We start from the raw sequence: 15,719 nt of genomic DNA, 5'->3' as shown, positions 1-15,719 counted from the left end.
GAGCCGTTTTCCCTGGGCGGCCGTCAGGCGAGTGTCTCCGCGCAGGCCGTGCGCAGGCGGCGTACGCCCTCGGTGATCTCTACCGCGCCGGCGACCGCGGCGAAGCTCAACCTCAGGTGGGCGGCGGGAGGTTCGGCGCTGAAGTAGGGGCGGCCGGGGGTGATGGCGACGCCGGCGCGCAGGGCGGCGGCGGTCAGGGCGAACTCTCCCCCGGAGCCGAACGCCTGGGAGGTGCCCCCAGCGCCGTCGGGCAGGCGCAGCCAGAGGTGGTAGCCGCCGGACGGGACGTGGGGGAGGGCGAGTTCGGGCAGGTGCAGCCGCAGCGCGGTGGTCATCGCGTCGCGGCGGCTCTTCAACTCGGCGGCGAGGGTGCGCAGATGGCGTGGCCAGGCGGGTGAGCCGACCAGTTCCAGGGCCGCCTCCTGCAGGGGCCGCGGTACGAAGAAGGTGTCGACGACCTGGATGGCGCGCAACCGCTCCAGGACCGGGCCGCGGGCGACCAGCGCGCTCACCCGGAAACTGGGCGAGGTGGCCTTGGTCAGCGAGCCGACGTGAACGACGACTCCGTCCGGGTCGTCGGCGACGAGCGGGGGCGGCAGGGGGCCGGAGTCCTCGTGCACGAGCCGTCGTACGAAGTCGTCCTCGACGACGAACGCACCGGCCTCGCGGGCGGTCCGCAGTACCTGCGTGCGCCGTTCGGGAGCGAGGACGGCCCCGGTGGGGTTCTGGAACAGGGGCTGGCAGACGAACACGCGGGCGCCGGTCGCCCGGAACGCGTCGGCGAGCAGCTCCGGTCTCACCCCGTCGGCGTCGACGGGCACGGGCACGGGCCGCAGCCCGGAGGAGCGGGCGATGGCCAGCATGCCCGGGTAGGTGGGCGACTCGACCAGGACCGGGGCGCCGGGCGGGGCGAGCGCGCGCAGGGCGGTGGTGAGCGCGGACTGGCCGCCGGCGGTGATCAGGACTTCGGCGGCGGTGACGGTGCCGTCCGGTCCGCCGATGCTCCGTGCGAACCACTCCCGCAGTTCCGGCAGCCCCTCCAGCGGCGGCCGTCCCCAGGCTCCGGGGCGGCGGCCCGCGCGGGAGAGGGCCGCGGCCATGGCCCGCTCGGGCTGGAGCGAGGGGTGCAGATAACCGCCGTTGAACTCGATCACACCCGGCGGGGGCGCGGCGAGCGAGACCGTGACGCCGGAGGCGTCCACCGTGCGCGGTACGAGGTCGGCGGCGCCGTCCGCGCTGAGCGCGACCTCCTGCCAGGAGGTGTCGTTGGCGACAGCGGCCTTCGCGCGCTGCGCCGCGCGGAACGCGCCGGCGCCGGGCCGGGTGACCACCAGGCCCTCGGCGGCCAGCTGCGCCAGGGCCCGCGAGACGGTCACGGGACTCACCCGGTAGCGCTCGACGAGGGCCCGGCTCGACGGGAGCTTTCCACCCGGCGAGTAGCGGTTCAGCTCCTGTCGCAGCTGTCGGGCGAGTTCATCAACGCTGCTACGCTGTTGCATGAGAGCACAGAGTAGCGCTATCGCGACGACACCGATAGCAGTGGACGCCCCGGCGCGGACCCGCGCCGGCACCCTCCAGGCCGCCCTCGGCGTCGTCGCCTTCTCCCTGACCTTCCCGGCCACCGCCTGGGGCCTGGAAGGCTTCGGGCCCTGGTCGCTGGTGGCCGTGCGCAGCGTGCTCGCCGCCGTCATCGCGGGCGGCTGTCTGCTGGCGCTGCGCGTCTCCCCGCCCGTGCGCCGCCACTGGCCCGGGCTCGCGGTCGTGGGCGCCGGAGTGGTCCTGGGCTTTCCGCTGCTCACCACGCTCGCCCTTCGGACCTCCACCACCGCGCACGCCGCCGTCGTCGTGGGCCTGCTGCCGCTGACCACGGCGCTGTTCTCCGCGCTGCGCGTCGGCACCCGTCCCTCACGCACGTTCTGGGTGGCGGCGCTGGCGGGCGCGGCGGCCGTGGCCGGCTTCACCGTGCGGCAGAGCGGCGGCGCCCTGACCGCCGCCGACGGCTACCTCTTCGGCGCCCTGCTGATCTGCGCCGCCGGCTACACCGAGGGCGGCCGGCTGGCCCGCGTCATGCCCGGCTGGCAGGTCATCGGCTGGGCGCTGGTGCTGTGCCTGCCGCTCACCGTGCCCGGCGCGGCGCTCGCGCTGGCGTACGAGCCCGTGCACCTGGGTGTGCACAGCGTGACCGGGCTGCTGTGGGTCGCGGCGGGCTCGCAGTTCCTCGGCCTGGTCGTCTGGTACCGGGGCATGGCGGCCGTCGGCATCCCGAAGGCGAGCCAGTTGCAGCTGGCCCAGCCGCTGCTCACACTGGTGTGGTCGGTGCTGCTGCTCGGCGAGCACCTGACGCCGGCCGCCCCGCTGACGGCCGTCGCCGTGCTCGTCTGCATCGCCGTCACCCAGCGGGTGCGTGGCTGAGGAGCCGTACGACCCGCTGCCAGGCGGCGTGCTCCGCCGTAGACTCAAGAACACGGACCGCTGCTCCCGCATTCGGTGAGGAGGCCCCGATGCGCGCAACCAAGGGTGACCAGCTTGTCCAGCACGGCAGGGTGGTCGGCCAGCACGACAAGGTCGGCGAGATCGTCGAAGTGATGGGCCAGGAGGGGAACCCGCCCTACCGCGTCCGCTTCGAGGACGGACACGAGGGCGTATGCTCGCCCGGCCCCGACACCGAGATCCGGCACAGGACGACCCGACAGCGGTAGATCAGCGCGGAGGTTTCGCCGGCTGCCGGTAGTGGCCGGCGACCACCCGCGCCATCGCGCCCGCCGGGTCGGCCGCGACCTCCCTCCCGCCGAAGAACACATGCCCGCGCACCTCGGGGTACCTGGCCGCGAGGGTGAGGTGGCGGGACAGTTCGTCCGGGTCCTGCCAGGCCGCGCCCTGCGCCGGGTCGCCCGCCTTGTACAGCGCCTCTCCCACGTACAGCTCCGTACGGCTGCCCCGGGCCACCTCGGCCCACCAGGGCACCAGGGTGGCGTAGTCGGCGGCGGCGAGGCCGATGTTCCAGTACAGCTGCGGGACGACGTAGTCGATCCAGCCCTCCTCGACCCACGTGCGCGTGTCCGCGTACAGGTCGTCGTACGTCTGGGCGCCCGCCCGGGTGTCCGAGCCGCGTGGGTCGGTCGAGGCGTTGCGCCACACCCCGAAGGGGCTGATCCCGAACTGCGCGCCGGGCCGGATCCTCCGGACGGCCTCGGCCGTCTCGCGGACCAGCCGGTCGATGTTGTCCCGCCGCCAGGCGGCCCGGCTCGCGAAGCCGCCGCCGTGGCGGGCGTAGGCGGCGGCGTCGTCGAAGGACCGGCCCGCCACCGGGTACGGGTAGAAGTAGTCGTCGAAGTGGACGCCGTCCACGGGGTATCCGCGCACCGCGTCGAGCATCGCCTCCCGCACGAAGGCCCGTACGGCGGGCAGACCCGGGTTGTAGTAGAGCTTTCCGCCGTACGGGACCACCCAGTCGGGGTGCTTGCGGGCCGGGTGGGAGGCGGCCAGCCGGGACGGGTCGGCGTGCAGGGCGATCCGGTACGGGTTGAACCAGGCGTGCAGCTCCAGGCCCCGGGCGTGCGCCTCCCGTACGGCCGTGCCGAGCGGGTCCCAGCCGGGGTCCCTGCCCTGGGTGCCGGTCAGGTACTGCGACCACGGCTCGTACGGCGAGGGCCACAGCGCGTCGGCGGTCGGGCGCACCTGGAACATCACCGTGTTGAGCCGGCGGCGCACCGCCACATCGAGCAGGGCGGTCAGCTCGCCGTGCTGCCGGGCCGCGCTCAGTCCGGTGCGCGAGGGCCAGTCTCGGTTGTCCACGGTGGCCAGCCACATGCCGCGCATCTCGGTGGCGGTGCTCCGGCCGCGGGCGTCCGTGGTCGTACGCGGGCGTCCCGTCGCGGTGGCCGCGTCCCCGGTGACCGCCAGGGCCGACAGCGCGGTGACGGTGAACGCCCGTCGTGTCACTCGGCCCATCCGGACATCCCAGTACGCCGTGGATCCGCGCCGTCACGGATCGTGTACCGGGCCAGCATGCCCGACCCGGGCGGTCGATCATCGGTGCCGCGGGGGTAACGTGCACGATCGGAGCAGGCACCAGAACCAGGGGCCGCCTGCCACACGCCGTAGATCAGCGAAAGGGACGATGTGACAGACATCGAGCGCGTCGGAGTGGTGGGCTGTGGCCAGATGGGTGCGGGTATCGCCGAGGTGTGCGCCCGGGCCGGCCTGGACGTGAAGGTCGCCGAGACCACCGGCGAGGCCCTGGAGATCGGCCGTACCCGGCTGTTCAACTCCCTGGCCAAGGCGGCCGAGCGCGGCAAGATCACGGAGGAGGAGCAGGAGGCGACGCAGGCGCGGCTGAGCTTCACCACCGACCTCGGCGAATTCTCCGACCGCGACCTGGTGATCGAGGCCGTCGTGGAGAACGAGCAGGTCAAGACCGAGATCTTCCAGGTCCTCGACCAGGTGGTGACCCGGCCGGACGCGATCCTCGCCTCCAACACCTCCTCGATCCCGCTGGTGAAGCTGGCGGTCGCCACCGCGCGGCCCGACCAGGTGATCGGCATCCACTTCTTCAACCCGGCCCCGGTGCAGAAGCTGGTCGAGCTGATCCCGGCGCTGACCACCTCCGAAGGCACGCTGGGCCGGGCACAGTTGTTCACCGAGAAGGTGCTCGGCAAGCACGCGATCCGCGCCCAGGACCGCTCCGGCTTCGTCGTCAACGCGCTGCTGATCCCCTACCTGCTCTCCGCGATCCGGATGTTCGAGTCGGGCATCGCCAGCCGCGAGGACATCGACAACGGCATGGAGCTGGGCTGCGCTCACCCGATGGGCCCGCTGAAGCTGTCGGACCTGATCGGCCTGGACACGGTGGCCTCGGTGGCGCAGAGCATGTACGAGGAGTACAAGGAGCCGCTGTACGCCGCTCCCCCGCTGCTCCAGCGCATGGTGGACGCCGGCCGGCTGGGCCGGAAGAGCGGCTCGGGCTTCTACACCTACGCCTGATCGCGTCCACGTCCGACCGTCATCCCAGCCTGAGGTGGTGCAGGAGCAGTAACGCCGCCGCCATGTTGGCGGCCGGGACCTCGCCGCGGGCGACCATGTCGGGGACCAGCTTGAGGGGCACCCATTCGCGGCGTTCGGACTCGAAGTCGTCCACGGGGTGTCCGACGTACTCGCCCCGGTCCGACCAGTAGATGTGGTGGCGGGCGTCGGTGAGGCCGTTGGACGGCTCCACGCTCATCAGACGGTGCAGGGGACCGGGCCGCCATCCGGTCTCCTCCTCCAGCTCCCGGGCGGCGGCGGCCGCGATGTCCTCGCCGTCCTCGACGACGCCCGCCGCGAGTTCCCAGCCCCAGCTGTCGGTGATGAAGCGGTGGCGCCACAGCAGGAGGACTTCGTTGGCCTCGTTCACCACCGTGGCCACGGCGACCGGCCGCAGCCGGATGAGGAAGTGGTCGAGGTGTCGGCCGTCCGGCAGCTCGACGTCCGCGAGGTTGACGGTGAACCAGCGGTTCGCGTACACAGTTTGTTCGCTTTGTTTCGTCCACTGCACGGCTGTGCCACCTTCCGTCGGGTCAGTGGCAATATCGCAGCCGGAGCGGTCCCGCAGCAGGCGCACAGGGAGCCGCTCGGGGCACGGCGGGATCGTCACAGCGGCACGCGCAGCGCCCCGTCGATCAGTTCGGCCGCCTCCGCGGTACCGGCGCAGCCGCTGCGCACCAGGTGCTCGCGCACCGCGCGCAGTCTGTCCCGCAGCCGCTGGGACTCCATGCCACGGGCCTGTTCGGCCATCCGCACCGCGGTGGCCACCGCCTTGTCGGCGTCGCCCTGGAGCAGCTCGATCGTGCTGAGCATGGCGAGGCGGTGCACCCGGCCGCGGTCATGCGCGGGGGTGTCCACGGCGGCCGTCGCGTGCTCCTGCGCCGCCGCCAGTTCGCCGAGGCTGAGCAGCGCCTCCGCCACCTGCACGTTGACCAGGCCCGGTTGGACATAGCCGGTCTCGTCGGGCTCGTGTCCGCGCTGGATGCGTTCGGCGGCGGCCTCGGCCCGCCGGATGCGGGACAGCGCGTTCGTGCCGTCGCCGAGGTGGGCGTACGCCTTGGCCTGCATCGCGTACAGGTCGGAGGCGAGCGCGGGCGTGATGTGCTGGTCGGCGGCGCGCAGCGCGGCCTCGGCGAAGGCGACGGCCTGGCGGTACTCCCTCATGAACAGCGACTGGTTGACCAGCAGCGCTATCACATACGCCCCAAGTCCCCGGTCCCCGCTGGCTTTCGCGAGCCTGAGCGCCTGATGGAAGTAGCGCTGGGCGAGGCCGTGCGCGTCGGAGTCGTAGGCGCAGATGCCCGCGATCGCCACCAAGGCACCGGTGGCGCGGTGTAGTTGACGGCCGGTGGCGTCGGTGTAACCGCCGCGCAGCAGCGGGGCCGCCTCGGCGTTGAGGAAGCCCACGACGCGGCTGCGGGTCGCGACGCCGCCGGCCTTGCGGTACATCTGCTCGTAATGCGTGCGGGCGGCGCGCAGCATCTCGATGTCGCCCGGGGTGACCCGGTGCGGGCCGCCGCGCGAGACGTCCACGTCCTCGGGCGGGTTCTCCCACTCCCACACCGGCATGACGGCGGGCGTGCCGGTCACGGCGGGGGCGCCGAGTATGTGCGGTCGCTGCTGCTCGTCGGAGCGCCACAGGGCGGTGGCGCGTTCGACGAAGCCGGACAGCGAGGTGCCGTGCGGAGCGGACGGCTCGCCCGGCACGCCCAGGCCGATGTCGTCGAGCGTGAGCGGCCGGTGCAGACGGGCGGCCAGCACCTCGCAGATCAGGTCGGGCACCTGGCCGCGTGGCCGCTGGCCCTTCAACCACCGGGCCACCGCGGTGTGTTCGTACCGGAGGGCGAGTCCGCGGCCCCGCCCCGCCTGGTTGACGTGCGCTGCCAGGCCCGCGTGCGAGATCCCGGCCTCGTCCAGGATCGCGTCGAGCAAGGTGTTGGGCTGCATGGGTGCCCCCCGGTGGCTCAGTGGCGACACTGTAGTGCGTCCGCCTTCACACGGGGTGTGAACGGAGTGCGCGAACCCGCACCGTGCGCGCGCTGTCGCGGAGAGTTTCCGGCCGCTTGACTGAAACGCCTCCTCCAAGAGGCCGGCCGGGCCGCCGGCTCCCCCTCGAAAAGTGCGGCGGCCCGGCCGCTGCGCTCCGCCGGGCGCGGGGCGACCAATGGCTCGGGACTGCAAGTGGTTTGTCGGCCGCGGGCCGGTCCGGGCTGATCGCGCCCACGCGGCGGAGCCGCGTATCGGCAGAGCCCCGCGCCCCTTTGGGACGCGTTGACCTGGCCCGCTCAGCGACGGAACCTTTCAACGCAGGCCGACTTTGCAGGGGCGCGGGGAACTGCGCGACCGGCCCCCACCGGCCCGCGGTCGACAACGGACTCGCAGTCCCCCGCGCTTCAACCGGCTAGCTCCGCAGGACCGCCCCCGTGCGCTCAGCGGCCAGCGCCACCGCCGCGTCGCGGGCCGCCGACGCCTCGTCGACCGTCAGCGTCCGGTCGGGCGCGCGGAAGCGCAGCGCGTAGGCCAGGGACTTACGGCCCTCGCCGAGCTGCTCGGTGTTCTCGTAGAGGTCGAACAGCCGGATGGACTCCAGGAGTTCACCGGCACCCTCGCGCAGCGCGGCCTCGACGTCGGCGGCCGGGACCGGCTTGTCGACGACGAGGGCGACGTCCTGCGTGGCGACCGGGAAGGTGGAGATGCCCGGCGCCTGCGGGGTGCCGTCGCCGACCTGCTCCAGCAGGTCGAGGTTCAGCTCCATCGCGCAGGTGCGCTCGGGCAGCCCGAGCGCCTTGAGCACGCGCGGGTGCAGCTCGCCCGCGTGGCCCACGACCCGCTCGGTGCCGTCCACGGTGACTGTGAGGTCGGCGCAGCGGCCCGGGTGCCAGGGACCGTACTGGCCCTTGCGGACGGTCGGTTCGGCCCCGGCCTCGCGGGCGACGGTCCGGGCGGCCTCGACCGCGTCGGCCCAGTCGGCCGGGCGGCCCTTGCCCCACCAGCCGGTCTGCTCGCGGGCGCCGGTGAGGACGGCGGCGACATGGCGTGGCTGCTCGGGCAGCACGGCGGTCAGATCGGCGATCTCCTCGTCGGTGGGACGCCGGTCGACGGGCAGGCCCACCGCGACCCGCTGCTCCTCGCGCGGGTGGAAGACCAGGCCGGTCTCGAACAGCGCGAGGTCGTGGCTGCCGCGGCCGTCGTTGCGGCGCAGCGCGCCGAGCAGACCCGGCAGCAGCGTCGTACGCAGCGCGGGTTCCTCGTCGCTGAGCGGGTTGACCAGCTTGACCACGCGGCGGGCGGGATCATCGGCGTCCAGGCCGAGCTGGTCGAAGATCTGCTCGGCGACGAAGGGGTACGTCGGCGTCTCGACGTAGCCCGCGCCGGCCAGCGCACGGCCGACCCGGCGGTGCAGCCGCTGCCGGTGGGTCAGCCCGCGGCCGGAGGGGGGCTTGGGCAGCGTGGAGGGCAGGTTCTCGTAGCCCTCCAGGCGGATGACCTCTTCGGCCAGGTCGTTGGGTTCGGCCAGGTCGGGCCGCCAGGACGGGACGGTGACGGTCAGCTCGTCCTGCCCGCCCGTCTCCCGACCACCGCCCCTCAACGACGCGTTCCACGCGGCAGTGTTTCCCACGACGGCGCAGCCGATCTCCTGCAGCCGGCGGACCACGGTCTCGCGGCCGTAGGCGACGCCCGCGACCTTGTCCGGGTGGTCGGCCGGGACGGTGATGGTGCGCGGCGCGGAGGGTGTGGCCACCTCGGTGACACCGGCGTCGGCCGTACCGCCCGCGAGGAGGACCAGCAGGTCCACCGTGCGCTGGGCCGCGGCTGCGGCGGCCTGCGGGTCGACGCCCCGCTCGAAGCGGCGGGAGGCCTCGGAGGACAGCTTGTGGCGGCGGGCGGTGCGCGCGATGGAGACCTGGTCGAAGTGGGCGGCCTCGATGACGACCTCGGTGGTGGTGCCCTCGGTGTCGTCGATCTCGGTGTTGGCGCCGCCCATGACGCCCGCGAGGCCGATCGGCCCGCGCTCGTCGATGATGACCAGGTCCTCGGCGTGCAGGGTGCGCTTGACGCCGTCGAGGGTGGTGAACTTCTCGCCCTCCTCGGCCCGGCGCACGCCGATCGTGCCCTGGACGCGGGCGCGGTCGTAGGCGTGCAGGGGTTGGCCCAGCTCCAGCATCACGTAGTTGGTGATGTCGACGGCGAGCGAGATCGGGCGCATGCCGGCCTTCTGCAGGCGGCGCTGCAGCCAGATCGGGGAGCGCGCCTCGGGGTCGAGGCCGGAGACCGTGCGGGCGGTGAAGCGGTCGCAGCCGAGTGGCTCGTCGATCCGCACCGGGTAGCCGAAGGCGTTCGCGGCGGGGACGTCGAGCAGGGCCGGGTCGCGCAGCGGCAGGCCGTAGGCGATCGCGGTCTCGCGGGCGACGCCGCGGATGGACAGGCAGTCGCCGCGGTTGGCGGTGACGGCGATGTCGAGGACCTCGTCGACCAGCTCCAGGAGCTCGATCGCGTCCTTGCCGACCTCGGTCTCCGGCGGCAGCACGATGATGCCCTGGCTGCCGTCGTCGCCCATGCCCAGCTCGTCGCTGGAGCAGATCATGCCGTGCGAGGTCTTGCCGTAGGTCTTGCGGGCGCTGATCGCGAAGCCGCCGGGCAGCACGGCGCCCGGGAGGACCACGACGACCTTGTCGCCGACCGCGAAGTTGCGGGCGCCGCAGACGATCTCCTGCGGCTCACCGGTGCCGTTGGCCCGACCGACGTCGACGGTGCAGAAGCGGATCGGCTTCCTGAAGCCCTCCAGCTCCTCGATGGTCAGCACCTGGCCGACGACGAGCGGCCCCTTGAGGTCGGCGCCGAGCTGGTCGACGGTCTCGACCTCCAGACCGGCCGAAATGAGCTTGGCCTGGACGTCGCGCCCGGTCTCAGTCGCCGGCAGGTCGACGTACTCCCGCAGCCAAGAAAGCGGGACCCGCATCAGATCTCCATCCCGAACGGCCGGGTGAACCGGACGTCACCCTCGACCATGTCTCGCATGTCTTCGACGTTGTGGCGGAACATCAGCATCCGCTCGATGCCGAACCCGAAGGCGAAGCCGCTGTACTTCTCCGGGTCGACGCCGCAGGCGGTGAGCACCCGCGGGTTGACCATGCCGCAGCCGCCGAGCTCGATCCAGCCCTCGGAGGAGCAGGTGCGGCAGGGCCGGTCGGGGTTGCCGACGGACTCGCCGCGGCAGACGTAGCACACCATGTCCATCTCGGCGGACGGCTCGGTGAAGGGGAAGAAGTTCGGCCGCAGCCGGGTCTTCATGCCCTCGCCGAACAGGGACTGGACCATGTGGTCCAGGGTGCCCTTGAGGTCGGCCATGGTCAGGCCCTCGTCCACGGCGAGCAGCTCGACCTGGTGGAAGACGGGTGTGTGGGTGGCGTCCAGCTCGTCGGTGCGGTACACGCGGCCGGGGCAGATCACGTAGACCGGCAGCTCACGGCCGAGCAGGGAGCGGATCTGCACGGGCGAGGTGTGGGTGCGCAGTACGACGCCGGACTCGCTGCCGTCGCCGGGGCCCTGCACGAAGAACGTGTCGGCCTCGCCGCGGGCCGGGTGGTCCGGGCCGATGTTGAGGGCGTCGAAGTTGAACCACTCGGCCTCGACCTCGGGGCCCTCGGCGACCTCGTAGCCCATGGCCACGAAGATGTCCTCGATGCGCTCCGAGAGCGTGGTCAGCGGGTGGCGGGCGCCGGCCGGGACGCGGTCGTACGGCAGCGTGACGTCGACGTCCTCCTCGACCAGCACGCGGGTGTCCCGCTCGGCCTCCAGTTCGGCCTGGCGGGCGGCGAGCGCCTTGCTGACCGCGCCGCGGGCCATGCCGACGCGCTTGCCGGCCTCGGCCTTGGCGTGCGGAGGCAGGGCGCCGATCTCGCGGTTGGCGAGGGCCAGCGGGGAGGCGGGGCCGGTGTGGGCGACCTTGGCCTCGTGGAGCGCGTCGAGGGAGTCCGCGGCGGCGAAGGCGGCGAGCGCCTCGTCCCGCATGCGCTCGATCTCTTCCGATTTCAACGCCTCGACCTCGACAGGGTCGTACGACTTATTGGGTGCCGACATATCTTCCCGTGCTTCCGATTGGCTGGCTGAGGGTCCCCGTCACCGACTCGTGGACGAATCGTCTCCGTCCTTGGGACGCAAAGGTGCCATTGGCCGAGTCTAACGGGGGCTGGGGAAAGCGAATGCGCCCGTGGGGCCCCGGCAGGTCGCTCAGAGCAGGTGTGCCGGGGTGCCCACGGGCAGGGTAAATCGAAATTCCGCGCCGCCGCCGGGGGCGCGGCCGACCGTGATGGCGCCGCCGTGGGCCTCGACGATGCCCTTGACGATGTAGAGCCCGAGGCCGGTACCGCCGCGCTTGCTGCCCCGCCAGAAGCGGGTGAAGACGCGGTTCATGGACTCCTCCGGGATGCCGGGCCCCTCGTCGCGCACCGTGACCGACGTGGCGGTGTTCCCGGCGTCCTCCCCTTCCCGGGGGGACGCCGCGGGCATGACGTCAATGGTGACGGTTCCCTCGCCGTGCCGCACCGCATTTTCGATGAGGTTGCTCAGCACCTGGTCGATCTTGTCCGGGTCGGCCCACAGTTCGGGCAGCGGCTGCTCGACGCGGACCAGGAACCGGTCGGCGGGCCGGCCGGCGGAGACGTACGCCTGGACGTGCCGGCCGACCGCGGCGCCGATGTCGATGAGCTGGCGGCGCACCTCGAGCCGGCCGGAGTCGATGCGGGATATGTCGAGCAGCTCGGCGATGAGCCGGGTGACGCGGTCGGCGTCGGCGTCGACGGTCTCCAGCATCAGCCGTTTCTGGTCGTCGGTGAACCTCTCCCACTTGGCGAGCAGGGTGGCGGTGAAGCCCTTGACGGAGGTCAGCGGCGAGCGCAGCTCGTGCGCCACGGTGGCGATCAGCTCGGCGTGGCTGCGTTCGGTGCGGCGGCGGGCCTCGGTGTCGCGGAGGGTGACGACGACGCGGTGGACCGGCCCGGTGGGGCGGGTGCGGACGTATTTCGCCGAGACGAGGACCTCCCGGCCGCCGTGCAGCAGGAGGTTGCGCTCGGGCTGGCCGACGCGGATGGCCAGGCCGCCGTAGGGGTCGGTCAGCTGCCACCAGCGCCGTCCCTCCAGGTCCTCCAACGGCAGCGCCTTCTCCAGGGGCTGTCCGAGGGCGTCCTCGGCGGGGACGGCGGTGATCCGGGCGGCGGCGGCGTTGAAGCAGACGACACGTCCGTGCTCGTCGGCGACGACCAGGCCGTCGGGGAGGTCGTCGGGGTCGATGCCGAGTGCGGTCGGCTCGCCGTGCCGGGGCGCGGGAGGGCGCCGCGCGTCGCGCGTGCCCGGTGTGCTGCTCGTGCCGACACTCATCCCCGTACTCCACCTCTCAGCCGGTGCAGAGGGCCCCCGAGCGGGTCACACTACTAGCTCTCCTCGCTCTCCGTGACGGAGCAGGATCCTCCGCGGGCGCGCTGCGCGCGGGCCGACGCGTAGAGACATACGGCGGCGGCGGTCGCGAGGTTCAGGCTCTCGGCCTTTCCGTGGATGGGGACGCGTACGACGGCGTCGGCGAGGGCGCGGGTGTGTTCGGGCAGGCCCCAGGCCTCGTTGCCGAACACCCAGGCGGTGGGGCCGCCCATGGTGCCCTTGTCGAGCTCGTCGTCGAGGTCCTGCTCGCCCGCGCCGTCCGCGGCGAGGATGCGTACGCCCGCGTCCTTGAGGCCGCCCACGGCCTGCTCGACGGGCACGCCGACGGCGACGGGCAGGTGGAACAGCGAGCCGACGGAGGCCCGCACGGCCTTGGGGTTGTAGAGGTCGACGGAGGCGTCCGTGAGGACGACCGCGTCCGCTCCGGCGGCATCCGCGCAGCGCAGGACGGTGCCGGCGTTGCCGGGGTCGCGCACGTGGGCGAGGACGGCGACCAGACGGGGCCGGGCTGCGAGGATCTCCTCGAACGACGTGTCGAGGAACCGGCAGATGCCGACGAGCCCCTGCGGGGTGACGGTGGTGGCGATGTCGGCGATGACATCGTCGGCGGCGAGGTGGATCCGGGCGCCGGCGCCGCGGGCCTCGCCCACGATGTCGGCGTACCGCTCGGCCGCCTCGACCGTGGCGAACAGCTCGACGAGGGTGGCGCCGCCGTCCGTCGCCCGGTGCGCCGCCGCCTCCCGCACGGCCTGCGGCCCCTCGGCGAGGAACAGCCGCTCCTTCCCCCGGAAGTTCCGCTTGGCCAGCCGCCGCGCGGCGGAGACCCGGGCCGAACGGGGGGAGATGAGGTCGGGGGTGGCGGGGGGCATGGGGTGCTTCACCTTCGCTAGAAACTTTCCGCCGCGGCAGCAGCCGCATCAGCCACAGCAACTGATGTCCGCCGCGACGGCGATCAACCACGACGGCGGAATTCGGCGGTGCCGAACCGACCGCACCGTGAGACACCACGGACCCGCAGGCCAGGACAGCCTACGGGTCCGTAAAGTCGTCGACTCTAAGCCAGCGCAGCGATCACGCGGCCTTGGGCGCGTTGACGTCGCTCGGCAGAGCCTTCTGCGCGACCTCGACGAGCGCGGCGAACGCGTTCGCGTCGTTGACGGCCAGCTCGGCCAGGATCTTGCGGTCGACCTCGACGTTCGCGGCCTTCAGACCCTGGATGAAGCGGTTGTACGTCATACCGTTGGCGCGGGCAGCGGCGTTGATGCGCTGGATCCACAGCTGACGGAAGTCACCCTTGCGCTTCTTGCGGTCGTTGTAGTTGTAGACCAGCGAGTGGGTGACCTGCTCCTTGGCCTTGCGGTACAGACGCGAGCGCTGACCGCGGTAGCCGGAGGCCTGCTCGAGGATCGCCCGGCGCTTCTTGTGGGCGTTGACTGCCCGCTTGACGCGTGCCACTTGATTAACTCCTTGTAGCGGGGCCGTGGTGGTGCGCGCACGGCCCGGAAACGAATGGGTCCCGGTCCTGACGTACGGCGCTGGATCAGAGGATCACGCGCCGCCGCGTCACTTGCCGAGAAGCTTCTTGATCTTCGCGGCGTCGCCCGGGGCCATCTCGGCGTTGCCGGTGAGGCGACGCGTCACACGGGACGACTTGTGCTCGAGCAGGTGGCGCTTGCCGGCGCGCTCACGGAGCACCTTGCCGGAGCCGGTGACCTTGAAGCGCTTCCTGGCACCGCTGTGCGTCTTGTTCTTCGGCATAGCGCCGTTCTCTCCTCGTGGGTGGCGCTCCGATGCCCGGTCCGAAAACCGGGCACGGTGGAGCGTCGCTCTTGTATCGGTTACATCCTGGGACGCGCGTCCCGGGATCACGCCTCGGCAGGCTCCTCGGACGGCGACTCCTCCTGGGAGGCCGCCGCGCCACGACCCTGGCGCTCGGCCTTGCGGGCCTCCTGCGCCTGGCGGGCCTCGGCCATCGCCTCGGTCTTCTTCTTGTGCGGACCGAGAACCATGATCATGTTGCGGCCGTCCTGCTTCGGGTTCGACTCCACGAAGCCGAGGTCCTGGACGTCCTCCGCGAGCCGCTGCAGCAGCCGGTAGCCCAGCTCGGGCCGGGACTGCTCGCGACCACGGAACATGATCGTGATCTTGACCTTGTCGCCCTGCTTGAGGAACCGGACGACGTGACCCTTCTTGGTGTCGTAGTCGTGCGGGTCGATCTTCGGCCGGAGCTTCATCTCCTTGATGACCGTGTGCGCCTGGTTCTTGCGCGCCTCACGGGCCTTCATGGCCGACTCGTACTTGAACTTCCCGTAGTCCATGAGCTTGCACACGGGCGGACGGGCGTTCGCCGCGACCTCGACCAGGTCCAGGTCGTACTCCTGCGCAAGCTCCAGTGCCTTCGCGAGCGGCACGATGCCGACCTGCTCGCCACTGGGACCGACAAGTCGCACCTCGGGAACGCGAATCCGGTCGTTGATGCGGGGCTCGGCGCTGATGGATCCTCCTCGGTAGCACCACGCGACGGTCTGGCGGACAGCCGCGTACGTCTGTGATTCTTAGACCTAACCGCGCCGAAGCAGTAAAAATGCCCCGGACGATCACAGGCGGAGCTCCTCGAACTACCGGAGCAACCGTCGCGAGGGCCGCGGGGCGCACTTTCGGGCGGCTCGCCACCGCTGGGGGCGGGACCGCCTGACCGGTGACCCGCCGCCCCGGAGGGCGGTCAGGTGGGAGTTCGAAACCTCCACTTGTGGGCCGGACTCGTGTGTCGTACGACATGCGGGTCCGACCGGTCGTCACACAAGGTTAGCAGCAACGGGTGGGAACGGCTAATCGGCACCGGACGGGGCTCGGTGAGGCGGACATCCGCCCTGCCCCTATCGTGTGGGGCATGAGTGAAACCCCCTCCGAGAGCCCCGAGACCCCCGACTTCGACGCCATGACCCGCGACATCGCCGAGGTTCCGGCGGTCGAGGTGATCGTGACGGTCGCCGTCAACCTGATGAGCGCCGCCGCCGTGAAGCTCGGTCTGACCGAGGAGGGCGACAAGTACAAGGACCTGGACGAGGCGCGCAAGCTGGTGACCGCGCTCGCCGGGCTGCTGGACGCGAGCGCGACCGAGATCAGCTCCTTCCACGCGGCGCCGCTGCGGGACGGTCTGAAGTCGCTGCAGCTGGCGTTCCGCGAGGCGTCGGCCGTCCCGGACGAGCCGGGCCGGGGCCCGGGCGAGAAGTACACCGGGCCGGTCTACGGCTGACCCGCTC

Annotated in this window: 15 protein-coding genes; 4 read left to right on the top strand and 11 right to left on the bottom strand. The window is 72.1% G+C overall.

Annotation, left to right across the window (positions count from 1 at the left end; translation table 11 throughout):
• Positions 1-23 precede the first annotated feature (23 nt).
• Positions 24-1,499, bottom strand: a complete 1,476-nt coding sequence (locus ACX25U_RS29460; RefSeq protein WP_454384447.1) for an aminotransferase-like domain-containing protein — start codon at positions 1,497-1,499, stop codon at positions 24-26.
• On the opposite strand from ACX25U_RS29460, the gene ACX25U_RS29455 reads away from it, so the two are divergent.
• Both ACX25U_RS29455 and ACX25U_RS29450 read left to right on the top strand, forming a co-directional pair.
• Positions 1,498-2,412, top strand: a complete 915-nt coding sequence (locus ACX25U_RS29455) for a DMT family transporter (protein ID WP_454384445.1) — start codon at positions 1,498-1,500, stop codon at positions 2,410-2,412. The two genes, ACX25U_RS29460 and ACX25U_RS29455, sit on opposite strands and share 2 nt — an antisense overlap.
• Positions 2,413-2,501: 89 nt before the next feature.
• Entirely contained in the window at positions 2,502-2,699 is a 198-nt protein-coding gene (locus ACX25U_RS29450; RefSeq protein WP_454384443.1) for a DUF1918 domain-containing protein, read from the top strand.
• Position 2,700: 1 nt separating this feature from the next.
• Here ACX25U_RS29450 and ACX25U_RS29445 read toward each other — a convergent pair whose 3' ends face one another.
• Entirely contained in the window at positions 2,701-3,951 is a 1,251-nt protein-coding gene (locus ACX25U_RS29445; protein WP_454384441.1) for a glycoside hydrolase family 10 protein, read from the bottom strand.
• A 171-nt stretch (positions 3,952-4,122) separates the two neighbouring features.
• Between ACX25U_RS29445 and ACX25U_RS29440 the strand changes: the two genes are divergently transcribed.
• Complete coding sequence (locus ACX25U_RS29440) at positions 4,123-4,983, top strand: 3-hydroxybutyryl-CoA dehydrogenase (protein WP_454384439.1); 861 nt, start codon at positions 4,123-4,125, stop codon at positions 4,981-4,983.
• A 19-nt stretch (positions 4,984-5,002) separates the two neighbouring features.
• Here ACX25U_RS29440 and ACX25U_RS29435 read toward each other — a convergent pair whose 3' ends face one another.
• The 9 genes from ACX25U_RS29435 to infC form a co-directional block, all read right to left on the bottom strand.
• Positions 5,003-5,533: an NUDIX domain-containing protein gene (locus tag ACX25U_RS29435; protein ID WP_454384437.1), complete on the bottom strand. Its 531-nt coding sequence runs from the start codon at positions 5,531-5,533 to the stop codon at positions 5,003-5,005.
• Between the two features lie 95 nt (positions 5,534-5,628).
• Positions 5,629-6,969, bottom strand: a complete 1,341-nt coding sequence (locus ACX25U_RS29430) for a transcriptional regulator (protein ID WP_454384435.1) — start codon at positions 6,967-6,969, stop codon at positions 5,629-5,631.
• 454 nt (positions 6,970-7,423) lie between these two features.
• Positions 7,424-9,982, bottom strand: coding sequence for a phenylalanine--tRNA ligase subunit beta (pheT, locus tag ACX25U_RS29425; protein ID WP_454384433.1), 2,559 nt, complete (start codon positions 9,980-9,982; stop codon positions 7,424-7,426).
• Positions 9,982-11,103: a phenylalanine--tRNA ligase subunit alpha gene (gene pheS / locus ACX25U_RS29420; RefSeq protein ID WP_454384431.1), complete on the bottom strand. Its 1,122-nt coding sequence runs from the start codon at positions 11,101-11,103 to the stop codon at positions 9,982-9,984. The genes pheT and pheS overlap by 1 nt, the downstream gene beginning before the upstream one ends.
• Before the next feature lie 150 nt (positions 11,104-11,253).
• Entirely contained in the window at positions 11,254-12,399 is a 1,146-nt protein-coding gene (locus ACX25U_RS29415; RefSeq protein WP_454384429.1) for an ATP-binding protein, read from the bottom strand.
• Between the two features lie 53 nt (positions 12,400-12,452).
• A complete protein-coding gene (locus tag ACX25U_RS29410; RefSeq protein ID WP_454384427.1) occupies positions 12,453-13,325 on the bottom strand; it encodes a TrmH family RNA methyltransferase in 873 nt (290 codons plus the stop codon).
• Positions 13,326-13,527: 202 nt separating this feature from the next.
• Positions 13,528-13,911 carry a 50S ribosomal protein L20 gene (gene rplT, locus ACX25U_RS29405; RefSeq protein WP_030381833.1) on the bottom strand — a complete coding sequence of 128 codons (384 nt, stop codon included), beginning with the start codon at positions 13,909-13,911 and terminating at the stop codon, positions 13,528-13,530.
• Between the two features lie 108 nt (positions 13,912-14,019).
• The gene (gene rpmI, locus ACX25U_RS29400) at positions 14,020-14,214 is read right to left on the bottom strand and encodes a 50S ribosomal protein L35 (protein WP_073947460.1); all 195 of its coding nucleotides are present in this window, start codon (positions 14,212-14,214) and stop codon (positions 14,020-14,022) included.
• A gap of 107 nt (positions 14,215-14,321) precedes the next feature.
• On the bottom strand, positions 14,322-14,951 hold the full coding sequence (gene infC, locus ACX25U_RS29395) for a translation initiation factor IF-3 (RefSeq protein WP_454394565.1): 630 nt from the start codon (positions 14,949-14,951) through the stop codon (positions 14,322-14,324).
• A gap of 395 nt (positions 14,952-15,346) precedes the next feature.
• Between infC and ACX25U_RS29390 the strand changes: the two genes are divergently transcribed.
• A complete protein-coding gene (locus tag ACX25U_RS29390) occupies positions 15,347-15,712 on the top strand; it encodes a DUF1844 domain-containing protein (RefSeq protein ID WP_454384425.1) in 366 nt (121 codons plus the stop codon).
• The last annotated feature ends 7 nt before the right edge of the window (positions 15,713-15,719 follow it).

The sequence above is a fragment of the Streptomyces sp. JNUCC 63 genome (genome assembly GCF_054366325.1).
Note: the sequence above shows the minus strand (reverse complement) of the source record. Positions and strands in the feature narration are given on the sequence as shown.